The sequence below is a fragment of the Rhodoferax sp. ZS1R8 genome, assembly GCF_056521325.1.
Window position 1 is genome coordinate 561,396 of sequence record NZ_JBWMBA010000003.1, and the last position, 13,963, is coordinate 575,358.

Genomic DNA, 13,963 nt, shown 5'->3' on the forward strand with positions numbered 1-13,963 from the left:
TGCAGCCTGATTTGGCATAAGCCCAGCCCGAAAGGCAGTGGTTGCGTCAACGCCCCGCTTGCAGTGCCGCTTCAACCTCCGGCCGCACCCTAGACATCTCGCAGTTCACCGCCCAGTGGCCGCAGTTGCCCTCCAGCACCGTGGCGTCTGCCTTCAGCAGCTGCGCAAACTCCAGCGCGGCCAGCGGGTTGACGATGTGGTCCTGGCGCGGGCTGATGATGTGCACGCGTGACTTGACCCTAGCCGCTGCCTGGGTCAGATCCCCCACGTCTTGCGCCAGCATCGCGCGGGTTTGCCAGCGCCAGTCGTTGGCGTCACCCGCTTCGGGGTCCAGCGCTGCGGCCTGCTGGAAAAATTTTTCAAAGTCTTGCGGCTTGGTGTTGGCCACCCGGTGCTCGGGTGTGGTGACGTTCATCATGAACACGGTCTGCAGCGCGGCCATGGAGGGCTGCTTCTTGTAGCGGCCCTTGGCATAGCTGGGTTCATTCAGCAACGTAAGTTCCAGGCTGCGCCAGAACAGCATGTCGTAGCTGGACTGGCGCGGCGTGCCGGCGATGGGAATGGCCACATCCATGAAGTCCGGGTGGCTCACCATCCACTGGAAGGTTTGCATGCCGCCCATCGAATAGCCCATGACCGCATGCACATGCTGCAGGCCCAGCTTCTCGGTCAGCAGGCGGTATTGTGATGCCACCATGTCGCGCACTGTAAACGTCGGAAACTTGGTGCCGTGCTGCGCCCGGCTGTTGGACGGCGAACACGACACGCCGTTGCCAATGGCGTCGATGATGACCACGTAGTACGGTGCGGGGTCGAACAGGCCCTTGGCGCCAAACATAGACAAGGCATCTTCCTCTTGCCCGTGTGCCAGGTCAGGAACACCACTGCGTTGGAACGGTTGGCATTCAGCGTGCCCAGCGTGCGGTAACCGATGGCGCAGTTGCGGATGACAAATTTGTTTTCCAGCTGCAGGTCGCCCATCTGGGCAAACTGCTGGGGTGCCGTGGACGGTGCGATCTGCGCCTGTGCGTCTGGCGATGCAAAGACCGCGCACAACGCCAACAGGGCGACAAAAGAGATTCGAGACGCCATGGGATGGGGCAGAGCCTGTAGAGGTTGGGGTGCGCCATCGTACCCGGCCGCAACCCCAACTGCCGCGTTCAGACGCGGGCGCGCCCCTCTGCCCATGCAAACCGCTGCTGGGGCCAGACCCAATTCCACAGCGGTACCGTCCAGCTCGCCAGGAACAACACCACGATCAGACCGTGGGGCTTGAACAGCATGAACTGCCACACAAACGCGCCCACCGCCACCAGCACTGCGTAGGCGATGCGCACCCACTTGCGCTGCGGCGTGGTCATGGGGTCCGAGATCATGAAGAAGGCGAACAACAACACGGCACCATTGCTGGCCTGCTGCACCCACATGGCCGCGCCGGGGTCCCACGCGTAGCCCAGCACCCACAGGCGCGCACCCAACAACAGTGCCCAGCTGGCCAGGAATGTCAGTGACACATCCCAGCGGCTGATGCGCTGCGTCACCAGCCCACCCAGCGCCATGAACCACAACGCGGCCAGGCTCTCCGACCCCCACTGCCCAGGGCTCAGCCATGCACCGGGCAGCCAGGCCCAGGCCGCAAACGCAGCGAAGTTGGCGGGGTTCAGCAAATGGCTACGGCAGGCTGCAGGGCCACCGCGTATCAGATATTTGCTGCTCATCGCGGCGCAGGCCAGCACCGGGTGTACCCAGGCGTTTTCGGCCCGCACCAGGATGCAAATGCCAAAGCTGGAAATCAGCGCACTCAGGTAGCCACCCCAGTTGCGTTTGCCGGGCAGGTCCAAGCCCCACTGCCATGCGGCCTGTGTCAACAAGGCGCTGCCAAAGGTCAACAGCACCTGCACCGGCGTCAGCGCAAAGGCGCGCGCCAGCGCACCCAGGGCCAGGAAGCTGGCCAGAAACAGAATCTGGAACCAGCGTGCATCCAACTGGGGCCAACCCCGACGAAGCCATATGAAGAACTGGCCGCTAGCCCTCGCGGGATATGCGTGTGCCACTACTGTATTCATAGCAAGCTCCCCTATTGCGTTTTGTTGCTGCCAAACAATGCCGCCCACCAGGACCCTGCCGGTGCCGCGCTCTGTGGCCCGCTGATCGCGATGCCGGCGAAGCGGTCCGCACCGGGCATGGCGTCTATGGTGCTCAGCTTCCAACCGGTCAGCTGGGCCACGGTCAGCTTCTCGGTGTCCAGGCGCTTGGGCAGGTCGATCTGGTAGTAGCGCGCCGCGCTGTCTATGCCCGCCCGCTTGGAGGCCACGCAGCTGCTGACGCAATCGCGCTGCAGGGCCAGCGGGTCTTTGTCGCGGTACAACGCGCTCTGGCCTTCAAACGTGGGCGCGGACAAGACCTGCGCCACGCGCGGCTTGCACATGGCCTCGCAGTCCATCTGGCCGACCTTGGCACTGCACTGCGCGACGTTGCTGTCATACGGGTTTTGCACCACGTAGCGGGTCTGCCAGTTCTGGCGGTCCTTGGTCTGTGTGAACATCAGGTCTTCGGGAAAGGTGTTGGGCGTGTAGCGTACGTGCAGGCGGGTCAGCACCACGGGTTGGGCACCGCCACCCACGCTGGGGGGCAGCAGGCTCTTGATGGCGGGGCCGGGTGGCATAGTCATGGCCTTGAAGTTGTCTTGTGGATTGCCGTCTGTCCAGAACACACCCGCACCGCGCAGCTCGTCCTTGGTCAAGGGGTTGGCGGCACAAGGGTCGCACCAGCCCATGTCCCAGAAGTATTCGGTAAACACCACGCGGTGGTCTTCCTTGCGGGCCTGGCTGTCAAACAGCGCCTTATAGAAATCCTGGAACTTGGGCTTGATGAAGAACGGCAAGTTGACATTGGCTTGCAGCTTGACCGTGCGGTAGTTGCTGCTCTCCACACGGCCGTCCTTGGTCAGCAGGTAGATGATTAAATCCTGCGGCTTGTCGGGCGCGGCGTTGAGCATGCCCAGGCGCATGGGCAGCATGAACTTGTCGCTCTCAAACGCAAACTGCAGCGGGCGCAGCGTGGTGTAGCCGGTCTTGAGCTGTTCCTTGAGGTTGACCTTGGCCACAAAGAACTTCATGCCCTGGGTGATATAGGGCTTCAAGGCAGCGCTGGCACCCTTGGGGATCTTGTAGCCGTTTTCACCCAACCAGGTCTCCAGCCCATCGGACTGCGTGGCCGAGAGGCTGACGATGTCGTATTCCTCCAGCGTGTACTGTGCCTCTACCGTCACGCCCAGCGCATTGTCGCGTTTCATGGCGTCCGCGTTGCGTGACATTGCAACGGGTGCCGCCATGGCTACCGGCATGGGCGGTCGGGGATATGCGTCGCTACCCCAACTGAAGCGCACCTGGCACGGATCGCTGTCATGGTATTCCGCCAAGCGTGGACTGCTGTAGGCATCCAGCCGCTCGAACGTGAGCTTGTCGGCCACCCGGACCTGCCCTTTTTGCAGCGTGGTGGGTGTCGGCACCACCAGCGCGAATTCGCTCAAGGGGCCCTTGTAGTCGTTGAGCATCGACAGGACCGTGCGCTTGCCGTCGCGCACCACCACGACCTGGCTGGCCTCATTGAAGAGATTGGCATCGGCCTTGCCCGCATAGAAGCCGCAGAAGGCCTGGGCGGGCAGCGGCAGACACGCCGCGAGGGCTAGACCGCAAAGCGCGACCTTGATGCGAGGGGCGGTGCGGACCGTGCGAGTGATTGGATGGGCTTGCATGCGGCGTCTTTCAGAGAGTTGCGGATTCAGCTTAAACGAACAGAAACCCATGACGGGGTTAAACCCATTCAACTTTTCGTCGCCGTCCATCTCAGTATTTACCCTAGGCATCGCGTCCAGCCGCAGTTCGTCGCATAACGCATGCAATCCACGTTGGGCAGAAATACATTCTCTTCAACGGGCCGCAGTGGCCTGAATCTGGAGATAGAAAATGTTCACATCCTCGAATCGCACGGCACGTCTGGCCAGCTTTACCTTCGCCGTCATGATGGCCGTCGTCATCAACGGCAGCATGCTGATGACGTTCGACAGCGTTGCCACAGAAGCCACACTGGCCCAGGCCAACCAGTCCCGCCACGTCGCGGTACTTGAAACCGTCACCATCGTCGGCCACCGCATCTGAGTATTCAAGCCGTCGCAGATGCGCATAATGCCGGCATGTTGATGGATATCTGGACAGACCCCAACGCATGGCGCTGGCTTGGCAGGGCGTTCGCCGCCAACTTCGTCCGTGAAGGACTTTACTATGTGGTCGCAGCCTTGCTGCTCTGGCTGGTGGTGCACAAGTGGCTGCACCAGCGCCTGGCGCACCGCGTGATTGCCGGCTGGCCCACGGGCACGGACATGCGGCGCGAAATCACGTATTCGTTGTCGACACTGCTGATCTTCTCGGCCCAAGGCCTGGTCGTATTTGCGTGCATCCTGCGCGGCGACATGGTCGTCTACTTCAAGCCCGGCCAGTACGGCTACTGGTGGCTGGCGCTCAGCCTGCCAGCCATGCTGCTGTGGCACGACTTCTACTTCTACTGGACGCACCGCCTGCTGCACAGCCGCTGGCTGTTTCGCCGCGTGCACGGCGTGCACCACCGCTCGCGCAACCCGTCGCCGTGGGCGGCCTACGCCTTCCATCCCGTGGAAGCTTTCATCAACAGCCTGGTGACGCCGCTGGCGCTGCTGGTGGTGCCCTTGCACGGGCTAGTGCTGCTGGTCTTTACCCTCCACCAGATCGTGCGCAATGCCCACGGACACTTGTCGATAGAGACCATGCCGCGCGGCTTTGCCCGGCATTGGTTGGGTGGGCGCTTCACGACGACGACCCACCACCATCTGCACCACGAGACGGCGCAGGGCAACTATGGGCTTTGGTTTACCTGGTGGGACCGGTGGATGGGGACGGAGCGGGGGGACTACCACGCGCGGTTTGAGAAAGTGACGGCGGGGGCGTCAACCCAGCCCCCGTTGCCCGCGCCCGGTGCGCTATTGAATTGATAGCTGCTTACGCGCGTTACACGGGGGCTAGAGGCGGATTCTGCATACAAGAGTCCGGCGCCGGATGACTCTCTAGGTGCCGATTCAGAGCGCGAAGTCCGTCGACCGCGCGGTCTTCATGCCACGTGCGCACATCTCAGCCACGAAATCAGTGCCCAGTTGCTCAAAGCCACCCACGCTGTTGCAGCAGTCGGTCAGCAACACCAGCTTTGGGATGTTCTCTTCTCCAAAGTTGTTGGCAATGTCGCGCACCGTGTTGGCCACGCAGTGCGACAGTGCCTCGCCTGCGACGATGACCACGTCTGCTTCGGACAGGGTGCGAATCAGCCGGCTGTTGAGCAGCGTGCCGGGGTCGGATGGATCGGGCACCTCGGCCTGCACAGCGGAGTAGTGCTCGGTGAAGGGGTTGGTACCCTTGGTCACATAGTCCACCACGTCCAGCTTTTTGCGCGCCCATGCGTCTAGCGACTGCGCCACCGCGGCGTGCACGTTGTGACCCCAGTGGCCAATCAGGCAGTGCTCAGGCCACACGACCAGTGCATAACGTTGGGCCGATTCCAACTGCTCGACGTACTGGCGGCTGCGCTCTTGCAACAACGGATTGCGTGAGCGCCAAAGACCTGCCGCGATGTCTTTGGACGTAACGACAGTAAACGGCGCAGGCGCCTGGCCTTCGCCATTGGTCCACCACGTGGGGTGGGCAATGTCAATGGGGTTGTGCGAATCCAGCGTGACGTGAATGCCAGACAGCTCGTTGCCTACGCGGTCTATGAAGCCGGCCAGGCGCTTCATATCCTGGTCCGCGCCAATGACCGGTAACGCAGGCGCCAGCTTGCGACTGTCTGACAGCGGATCGGCGGGTTGCTCGCCCACCGGAATGTCACAAAAGTCGTTTTGTGGATCGATGACGAACAGGTGAACTTTGGTGGATACCTTCATGGTGACGCCCCTTTCGGTATGGTGACACCCTGAGTGTAAGATAGTTATTTGTATTTTGAAATTAAGTATTTCTGAAGACTGAGGAATTGATTTACTAGAACATCCTTTTGAACCCTCCTCGGTGCCGACCACAAGCGAGGGCCTCGCTGTGCTGTTAATGGCTAAAATGAAAAAACCATGCCAACCCCCGATCCCGACTGGACCATCATCGTTACCGTGGACGTCGTGCTGTTCGCGCTGCGGGACAAGAAGCTCCACGTGGTGCTGAGCCGCCGCCCTCAAGAACCCTTTGCGGGCCAGTGGGCGCTACCCGGTGGCTATGTGCACAAGCAGGAAGACGCCGATAGCCTAGCCGCCGCGCTGCGTGTATTGCGCAGCAAGACGGGCATAGTGCCACCCTATCTGGAGCAGCTCTACAGCTTTGCCGATGGCGCGCGCGACCCGCGTGGCTGGTCGGTCAGCCTGGGCTACTTTGCTTTGGTAGACCAGACCGTGTTGGCCAGCGCACAGGCGGCCGCACCGGGCTTTGGCTTTGACATGGTGGACGTGAATGCGGTGCCCCGTTTATCGTTCGACCACAACCGCATCTTTGACATGGCACTCAAACGCCTGCGCGACAAAAGCTCTTACTCCACGCTGCCCTGCTACCTGCTACCCGAGCAATTCACCTTTGCCCAGGTGCACGAAACCTACGAACACGTGATGGGCGTGGCGCTAGACAAGAGCGCCTTCCGTCGCAAACTGACTGAGATGGACGTCTTGGAAGAATGCAAAGGCCAGCGCGTGGGCGGTGCGCACCGGCCGGCGCAGTTGTTCAAGGTGAAGGCGGATGTAGCCAACCGGTTAAAGATCCTGGACCGGCCACTGGGCACGCCGGCGGTCAACTGAAGATTAGAATCAACGCAGACACCCGAAGTATTTTTCGGGACGTCACAACCACCCCTTATTTATGTCGCCCAATGCCACAAGCGCCGGGCGTTCGCTATGGACGCAATGGCGTCTAAAGTGGCTAGCGCTCCCTGTCAACGACCTGCTGCGTGACGCCACGTACCGGCGTCTTTGGCTGTCTATTCTGATCAGCTCCTTTGGTGGCCAGATCACCATGCTGGCACTGCCCATGACTGCGGCAGTGTTGCTCCAGGCAACGCCATCACAGATGGGAATCCTCACGGCGATGGAGTTGCTCCCCTTTGTACTGCTGTCGTTGCCCGCTGGTGTTTGGCTGGACCGGGTACGCAAGCTGCCCGTCTACGTGATTGGCGAGGGATTGATAGCTGTGGTGCTGGCAAGTGTGCCGCTGGCCTGGTATTTCGACTTGCTGAACATGCAGTTCTTGTACCTCGTGGCCTTTGCCATTGGCTGTGTTTTCGTGACGGCTGGCACGGCAGCGCAGATCGTATTGACCCAGGTGGTGCCACGCGAGCGGCTGGTCGAGGCCCATGCAAAGAACGCCTTGGCTTCCTCGGGTGCGGAAGTCGCAGGCCCAGGTGTGGCTGGGGCGCTGATCAAGCTGGTGGGAGCACCGTTCGCACTACTGGCGGACGCCCTGTTGCTGGCCTTCAGCGTATTCATTCTGCGCGGTTTAAAGGTGACCGAGAACCGCGTAAGCAACGAGGCAACCCATTTTGGGCGCGACCTGAAAGAGGGTCTGCGGTTTGTCGCTGGCCAACCGTTGTTGGTGTCCCTTGCGGTATCTGTGGGTGCTTGGCAATTCTTTCACCAGTGTGCGATGGTGGTGCAGATTCTGTACGCCACCCGCGAACTGGGTTTAAATGAAAACCAAGTGGGCTTGTGCTACGTGGGCTTGGGGGTCGGTACCGTCCTGGCCAGCATTTTCGGCAGCCGCATTTCGCGCCGCATTGGCCCAGGCCCTTGCTTGGTGCTCGGTTTCCTGGTTTGTGGCGTGGGCTGGCTGCAACTGGCACTGGTGCCAACCGGCGTCTGGGCTGTAGCGTCGTTTATTTTGATGCTGATGTGTTTTGGTATGGGTGCAGTACTCCTGTTTATCAATTTCCTTGCGTTGCGCCAGGCCGTTACCCCCGAACCCTTGTTGGGCCGAATGACGAGCACTATGCGCTGGCTGATCCTGATACCTGCGGGGCCGGGAGCGATCGCAGGGGGCTATGTGGGAGAGCATCTGGGGCTGCGCTTCGCGATGGGCATTGGTGGCGTAGGCGCACTGTTGCTGGCTGGCTGGGCGTGGAATCGTGCCAGCATTCGGCAAATCCGTACCTTGCCGAAACCAATGCTTCTTTCAGCATGAAGGCGACGCCCACCACCCACCTGCTCTACCTGCACGGCTTTCGCTCATCGCCCGCGTCGACCAAGGCGCGCATGACGGCCGCTGCTGTGGCCGAACGTTTCCCCAATGTGACATGGCTATGCCCTGCCCTGCCGGTGTCGCCCAAGCAAGCCATGGAAGGGTTGTTGCAAGCAATTGCAGCTTGGCCACTAGACACCACGGCGGTCATTGGCTCATCCCTGGGCGGGTTTTATGCAACCTGGCTGGCTGAACGCTGGGGCTGCAAGGCCGCGCTGCTGAATCCAGCGGTCCGGCCGGCACGTGATCTGGCCAAGCACCTGGGTGACCAGACCGTGTGGCATGACCCGAAGCTGCATTTCAATTTTGAACAGCTACATGTCGACGAGCTGCTGGCGCTAGAGGTTGCGCGCATCACCAAACCCGATCGCTACTTTGCAGTCATCGCCAAAGGCGATGAAGTGCTGGACTGGCGTGAAATGACAGGCCACTACGTGGGGGCCGCCATCAAGCTGCTGCCGGGTGGTGACCACGCGCTCAGCGACTACGACCAGCACCTCGAAGCAGTGCTGAATTTTCTGATTTAGCGTTGGCCGCGGGCAGCTTCGAAGCGCGGATCTTGGTTGAACTCGCGGGAAGCGCGTTCGCGCTGTTCACGCCTTTCATCGCGGTCTCGGCGTTCGTTGCGCTCGTGCCATTCATACCGGTCGCGACGCTGCTGAATGCGGCGAGCTTCTTCAAAGTCATAGCGGCCAAGCCCACGTGGGTCTCTTGCGCGGTTCTCCCACCAGCGATCGCTTTGGTCCACACGGACAAAATGCACGGGGCGGCCGCAGGCCTGGTATCGGATGCAGTAGCGGCCCCAATCGCGGTACTCTTCTGGGGCCACATACAAATAGATGGGGGTAGCGCCGTAGACAGGCTGACCGACGATCACGGGCTGGACATTCCACACCGGCGGAGGCGGATTGTTTCCCAGGAAGATCTGCCCAAATACGCCAGGAGCGAACGCGGCATCGAACGTGTCGTCTTCGTCGTCGTCATGATGCGCATGCGCGGCACCCGCCATCGCCACAGCCAGTCCTGCAACGGCCATCCAGCGCTTGATTTTCAACATGGTGTTCTCGCAGTTTCCAAACGACAGTCGTAACGGCTCCGACCGCCTTCAGCTAGCCGAGCTTCTGCCCAAGCCTTGCCGTTCAACGTGAATCAAGATACTCCGTTGACGGCTTTTACCATTGGTTACTTCCCCCCGGACTGGTGTCGGCGCCTTGTTAGGCGGGCCCAGCTGCGCAGTTACTCGCCGTTCACCGCGGCGTCAATGGTGCGCCGGGCTCTGCTCAAGCCCTCCACCGCGGCTGTTAGGAAACGGCGCGAAGTAGGCGCCCAGAACGGATGGTATCGACGCTGCCATGACCACCAGGAAGAAGGTCTGAAAGCCCATGTGGTCCGCCAGAAAGCCACTGGCCATTTGCGTGGGGATCAGCACCAGGTTCATGATCGACGTGCAATAAGCATAGTGCGTCATGTGGTACTTGCCGGGTGAGATCTGCTGCATCATATACAGCATATTGGCTACGAAGCCAAAGGCGTAGCCGGCTTTCTCTATCGTCACCAGGGTTGCGATGACCGGCAGGGAAACTGGCGCGCCGGGGGATACCAGGCAGCTCAGGATATAGAAGGTGATGTGGGGAAGGTTCAGGCACACGGCCATAAACACCAGAGTGGTGCGAGTCAGCCCATACCGGCCGGCAAAAATGCCACCCAGCATGCCGAAGGCAAGGCTCACAACGGTGCTGATAAAGCCATCGATGAGTGCTTTGTCTTCCAGCAGATGCGGGCAAGCTGCGCTGATCGCGTTCGTCGCGCACATGCCCAAACCGCCGTTAGCGACAGAGCCCTGCATGAAGAGCGGCGCCTCGATCAGCAAAAAGCCCTCTCCCATACGGAACAGGAACACAAACATCAGCATGCCCAACAAATGCGGCTTCTTCACGAAGTCCAGGAACTGGTCCTTGAAGGTGCTGACGACCGCTGCCGCGTTCATGGGGCGGTTCGGCACCGACCCCGGCGGTAGCACAAAGTAGTGGTAGGCCGCCAGCAGCGCCATAGCGCCCATGCTGACGGACAGCGCCATGGCCCAAGCACCCTTGGCGTCCATGCCCTTCTTCTGCAAGTAGCCTGCAACTCCGACAACCGCTGCTGTGGCAAAGATGCGTCCGGCATTCCAGAAGGCGCCTTGGAGTCCCATGAACTTTCCCTGTGCCCGCTGGTCCAGCGACGTGATGTACACGCCATCAATGCAAATATCCTGGGTGGCTGAGGCGAAGGCTAGCACCCACAGTACGAGGATGCTGAACACAAAGTAGTTCGGCACCGCAAGCGACGAGGCCCACAGGCCCAGCAAGGCCGCCATGACCAACTGCATCGCAATGACCCAGAAACGCTTGGTCTTGAACATGTCCAGAAACCCGGCGTACAACGGTTTCAGGGACCACATGATGCCAACACTGGCGGTGGCCGCCGTGATCTCACTGTCGCTATGGCCCAGGTCTTTGAACATGGTTCCCGCAACCCATATCACCATCGCAAAGGGAATGCCCTCGGCCAGGTAAGAGCTTGGCACCCAGGAGAGCGCCGAACGTTTTTTCTGGGTTGCTGGTGTCATACAAGTCCCCGGCTTGATTTGAATGCGGCTATGAAGTCACGGTACCAGAGGGCACTGTCCTTGGCCAGGCGCTGCTGTGTTGCATAGTCGACGTGGAAGAGTCCGAAACGTTTGGTGTAACCGGAGTTCCACTCAAAGTTGTCCAGCAGACTCCAGTAGAAGTATCCCCGCACATCAACGCCCAGTTCGACGGCACGGGCCAGCGCTTTGAGGTGGTCACCGACATACTGGATGCGCTCCACGTCAGCCACGCGGCCATCCACCACCTGGTCCGCATTGGCCATGCCGTTCTCGGTGATGAAGATTGGCGGCGGAGCGTATTCGCGCGAGAGTCTGACCAAATGCTGCGTCAGCGCCTCGGGGTAGATCTCCCAACCCATATCAGTAAAGCCCCGCTTGCCCGGAGCAGGCGTTGGCGGCGTTTGCGTACTGATGAAGCTGCGCGTGTAGAAATTAATGCCCAGGAAGTCGAGCGGCTGGTGGATAAGGGCCAGATCACCCGCCTCGATGGCCGGTGCATCTGCTCCGAGGTATTCCACAATGTCCGCCGGATACTGGCCCCTAAAGACAGGGTCCATATACCAGCGGACATTGAGACCATCGTCAATACGCGTGGCTCTGCGATCTGACTCCAGCACGTCGGCCGCAAACGCTGGCGTGTGGTTCAGCACAACCCCTAGCGGCGCCTGGGTGACCGCCCGCATCGCTTGCACTGCAGCGCCGTGGGCCATCATCAAATGGTGTGATACCTGCATCGCCATCGCACGGTTTGCTTTTCCCGGCGCAAATTGCGCAACCTCGTAACCCAGCGTCGCAACACACCAGGGTTCGTTCAGTGTGGAAATACTCGCGACCCGGTCGCCAAACCGCCGCGCGACTTCGGCTGCATATGCGGCAAATAGCGGAACGACCTTGCGCGATTCCCAGCCACCAAAGTCTTCCTGCAAAGCTTGTGGAAGATCCCAGTGGTACAGCGTGAGATGGGGTTTGATCCCGGCTTCGCCCAACGCATTGAGAAGGCGGTCATAGAAGGCAAAACCGGCCTCATTCCAGGCCCCACGCCCAGAGGGCTGCACCCGCGCCCAGGCTACGGAAAACCGGTAGGCATCCAAACCAAGGCCTTTCATCAGGCCCACGTCTTGCGCGTAGCGGTGGTAGTGGTCGCAGGCAATGCGGATGTCCGACGCGTCGTTGATCCGCCCGGGCTCGGTGCAGAACTGGTCCCAGATGGAACGCCCCTTCCCGTCCTCGTCAAACGCACCTTCGATTTGGGCGGCGCTTGTTGCCGCCCCCCATTGAAAACCCGCTGGCAGACTTCTGCACAGCTCCAACAAAGTGACGAAGGAAGGACTGTTCATTTTCATATGGAGCGCATCATACTTTGATTTATGACAGCGCTGTCTATTTTTTTGATTTTGCCGTACGATTGGCTTAGTAGATACGCGAAAGCCTCCCCGATTTCACCTCTGGACTTATATGTTCAAGCTTCAAGCCAGCGTTCCATTACTGCTCATCGTTCTTCTGCAGGGGAATTCTCTCGTTGTGCACGCCGACGTTGGAAACCCCAGAGTGAACCAGTTGGGCTACCTACCCCATAGCGCCAAGACTGCAAGCTACAAGACTGACGGTACCGCGCCGCACCAATGGTGGCTGCACAAGGACGGCAAGACCGTAGCGAGCGGAAATACTTCGGTCGGTATGCCAGACGCTTCGAGTGGAGACCTGGTTCAGCAGATCGACTTCGGTTCGGTGACCACGACTGGCTTCGGCTTTGTCCTGACAGTCGGCGACGACACAAGCTACCCATTTGCTATCTCGCGTGCGCTGTTTCGCGCGCCACTGTACGACGCGCTGAAATATTTCTACCACAACCGCAGTGGTATCGCGATTGCCACACAGTTCACGGGAGGTGGAAATACATCCTTTGTGTCCCACAGCAAGTGGGCACGGGCGGCGGGTCATATCAACCAAGGCGCAAACAGGGGTGACTTCAAGGTCCCATGCTGGGAGGGAACCTGCCAGTACACACTGGATGTTCCCAAAGGTTGGTATGACGCGGGTGACCATGGTAAGTACGTTGTAAACGCTGGCATATCGGTGTGGACGCTGATGAACATGTACGAGCGGGGCTTGTTCTGGGGAACCACGGTACGCTTGGGAGACAGCATGCTCAATATTCCGGAAAGCACGAACGGCATACCAGACCTGCTGGACGAGGTGCGTTGGGAGCTGGAGTTCATGCTGGCAATGCAGGTCCCCGAGGGGCAAGCCATGGCGGGTATGGTGCACCACAAAGTGCACGATGTTGGCTGGACCGGGTTGCCAACCGCTCCAGACCAAGACCCACAACGGCGGGCACTAGTTCCCCCGTCAACCGCTGCCACGCTTAACTTGGCGGCTACTGCCGCACAGGCGGCGCGCATCTGGAAATACTTAGACCCGGCATTTTCAGAGAAGTGCCTATACGCCGCCAAGTCAGCCTGGGATGCGGCGCTGCTGAACCCTACGGATATTTACCGCGGTGGTTATGACAATGGCGGCGGTGCGTACGACGACGCCACTGTGGGCGACGAGTTCTATTGGGCAGCTGTTGAGCTTCTTCTCACAACGGGCGAGGACCGCTACCTGCCAATCATTGACGCCTATGCAATCACCCGCACCGATTTCAACTGGGCGAATACGGAGCTGGCAGGATTGGCGTCTTTGGCCACGGTGGTGACGCCCGCCACCGCGGGTCGACGGGCTGCCGCCCAAGCGCAGATCATCGCTATCGCGACAACGCATTTGCGCACCCAACACGCATCAGGCTACTCAACCCCGCTTGCGCAGACCATGTACGACTGGGGATCGAATGGAGGCGTTGCGAACCGGCTGCTGTTGATGGGTTTGGCCTACGCCTTCAGCAAGGACCGCGTGTACGCAGATGGCGTGACAAAGGGCGTTGACTACCTCTTCGGACGCAATACGTTTTCAATGTCGTTTGTAACTGGCTCGGGTAGCGTAGCGGCCCAATACCCGCATCATCGTTTCTGGGGCAAGTGCGCTAGGCCCCGCGTTGCCCTTTGCTCCG

The 13,963-nt window shown here is 60.3% G+C and carries 12 protein-coding genes and 1 pseudogene; 6 read left to right on the top strand and 7 right to left on the bottom strand.

The window, feature by feature from the left end; all coding sequences use genetic code 11:
- Positions 1 to 46: 46 nt before the first annotated feature.
- The 3 genes from AC097P_RS13520 to AC097P_RS13530 all read right to left on the bottom strand — a co-directional run bounded on the left by AC097P_RS13520 (position 47) and on the right by AC097P_RS13530 (position 3,757).
- Complete coding sequence (locus AC097P_RS13520; RefSeq protein ID WP_479611075.1) at positions 47 to 838, bottom strand: alpha/beta fold hydrolase; 792 nt, start codon at positions 836 to 838, stop codon at positions 47 to 49.
- A 322-nt stretch (positions 839 to 1,160) separates the two neighbouring features.
- Positions 1,161 to 2,066, bottom strand: a complete 906-nt coding sequence (locus AC097P_RS13525; protein ID WP_479610935.1) for an RnfABCDGE type electron transport complex subunit D — start codon at positions 2,064 to 2,066, stop codon at positions 1,161 to 1,163.
- 11 nt (positions 2,067 to 2,077) lie between these two features.
- Positions 2,078 to 3,757, bottom strand: a complete 1,680-nt coding sequence (locus AC097P_RS13530; protein WP_479610936.1) for a DUF2330 domain-containing protein — start codon at positions 3,755 to 3,757, stop codon at positions 2,078 to 2,080.
- Between the two features lie 211 nt (positions 3,758 to 3,968).
- On the opposite strand from AC097P_RS13530, the gene AC097P_RS13535 reads away from it, so the two are divergent.
- Positions 3,969 to 4,160: a hypothetical protein gene (locus AC097P_RS13535; protein WP_479610937.1), complete on the top strand. Its 192-nt coding sequence runs from the start codon at positions 3,969 to 3,971 to the stop codon at positions 4,158 to 4,160.
- A gap of 35 nt (positions 4,161 to 4,195) precedes the next feature.
- On the top strand, positions 4,196 to 5,026 hold the full coding sequence (locus tag AC097P_RS13540) for a sterol desaturase family protein (protein ID WP_479610938.1): 831 nt from the start codon (positions 4,196 to 4,198) through the stop codon (positions 5,024 to 5,026).
- 84 nt (positions 5,027 to 5,110) lie between these two features.
- Here the strand turns inward: AC097P_RS13540 and AC097P_RS13545 are convergent, their stop codons facing one another.
- Positions 5,111 to 5,965 carry a cysteine hydrolase family protein gene (locus AC097P_RS13545; protein ID WP_479610939.1) on the bottom strand — a complete coding sequence of 285 codons (855 nt, stop codon included), beginning with the start codon at positions 5,963 to 5,965 and terminating at the stop codon, positions 5,111 to 5,113.
- A gap of 177 nt (positions 5,966 to 6,142) precedes the next feature.
- Here AC097P_RS13545 and AC097P_RS13550 point away from each other — a divergent pair, with 177 nt between their 5' ends.
- The 3 genes from AC097P_RS13550 to AC097P_RS13560 all read left to right on the top strand — a co-directional run bounded on the left by AC097P_RS13550 (position 6,143) and on the right by AC097P_RS13560 (position 8,812).
- A complete protein-coding gene (locus AC097P_RS13550) occupies positions 6,143 to 6,853 on the top strand; it encodes an NUDIX hydrolase (RefSeq protein ID WP_479610940.1) in 711 nt (236 codons plus the stop codon).
- 61 nt (positions 6,854 to 6,914) lie between these two features.
- Positions 6,915 to 8,228, top strand: a complete 1,314-nt coding sequence (locus AC097P_RS13555) for an MFS transporter (protein WP_479610941.1) — start codon at positions 6,915 to 6,917, stop codon at positions 8,226 to 8,228.
- On the top strand, positions 8,225 to 8,812 hold the full coding sequence (locus tag AC097P_RS13560) for a YqiA/YcfP family alpha/beta fold hydrolase (RefSeq protein ID WP_479610942.1): 588 nt from the start codon (positions 8,225 to 8,227) through the stop codon (positions 8,810 to 8,812). The genes AC097P_RS13555 and AC097P_RS13560 overlap by 4 nt, the downstream gene beginning before the upstream one ends.
- Here the strand turns inward: AC097P_RS13560 and AC097P_RS13565 are convergent.
- The 3 genes from AC097P_RS13565 to AC097P_RS13575 all read right to left on the bottom strand — a co-directional run bounded on the left by AC097P_RS13565 (position 8,809) and on the right by AC097P_RS13575 (position 12,251).
- Positions 8,809 to 9,342, bottom strand: a complete 534-nt coding sequence (locus AC097P_RS13565; RefSeq protein ID WP_479610943.1) for a hypothetical protein — start codon at positions 9,340 to 9,342, stop codon at positions 8,809 to 8,811. The two genes, AC097P_RS13560 and AC097P_RS13565, sit on opposite strands and share 4 nt — an antisense overlap.
- Positions 9,343 to 9,543: 201 nt before the next feature.
- Positions 9,544 to 10,893, bottom strand: coding sequence for an MFS transporter (locus tag AC097P_RS13570; RefSeq protein ID WP_479610944.1), 1,350 nt, complete (start codon positions 10,891 to 10,893; stop codon positions 9,544 to 9,546).
- Positions 10,890 to 12,251: a GH1 family beta-glucosidase gene (locus tag AC097P_RS13575; protein WP_479610945.1), complete on the bottom strand. Its 1,362-nt coding sequence runs from the start codon at positions 12,249 to 12,251 to the stop codon at positions 10,890 to 10,892. Before AC097P_RS13575 ends, AC097P_RS13570 begins: the two co-directional genes overlap by 4 nt.
- Positions 12,252 to 12,369: 118 nt before the next feature.
- Here AC097P_RS13575 and AC097P_RS13580 point away from each other — a divergent pair.
- A pseudogene (locus AC097P_RS13580) lies at positions 12,370 to 13,923 on the top strand (glycoside hydrolase family 9 protein); the annotation flags it as partial.
- Positions 13,924 to 13,963: the final 40 nt, after the last annotated feature.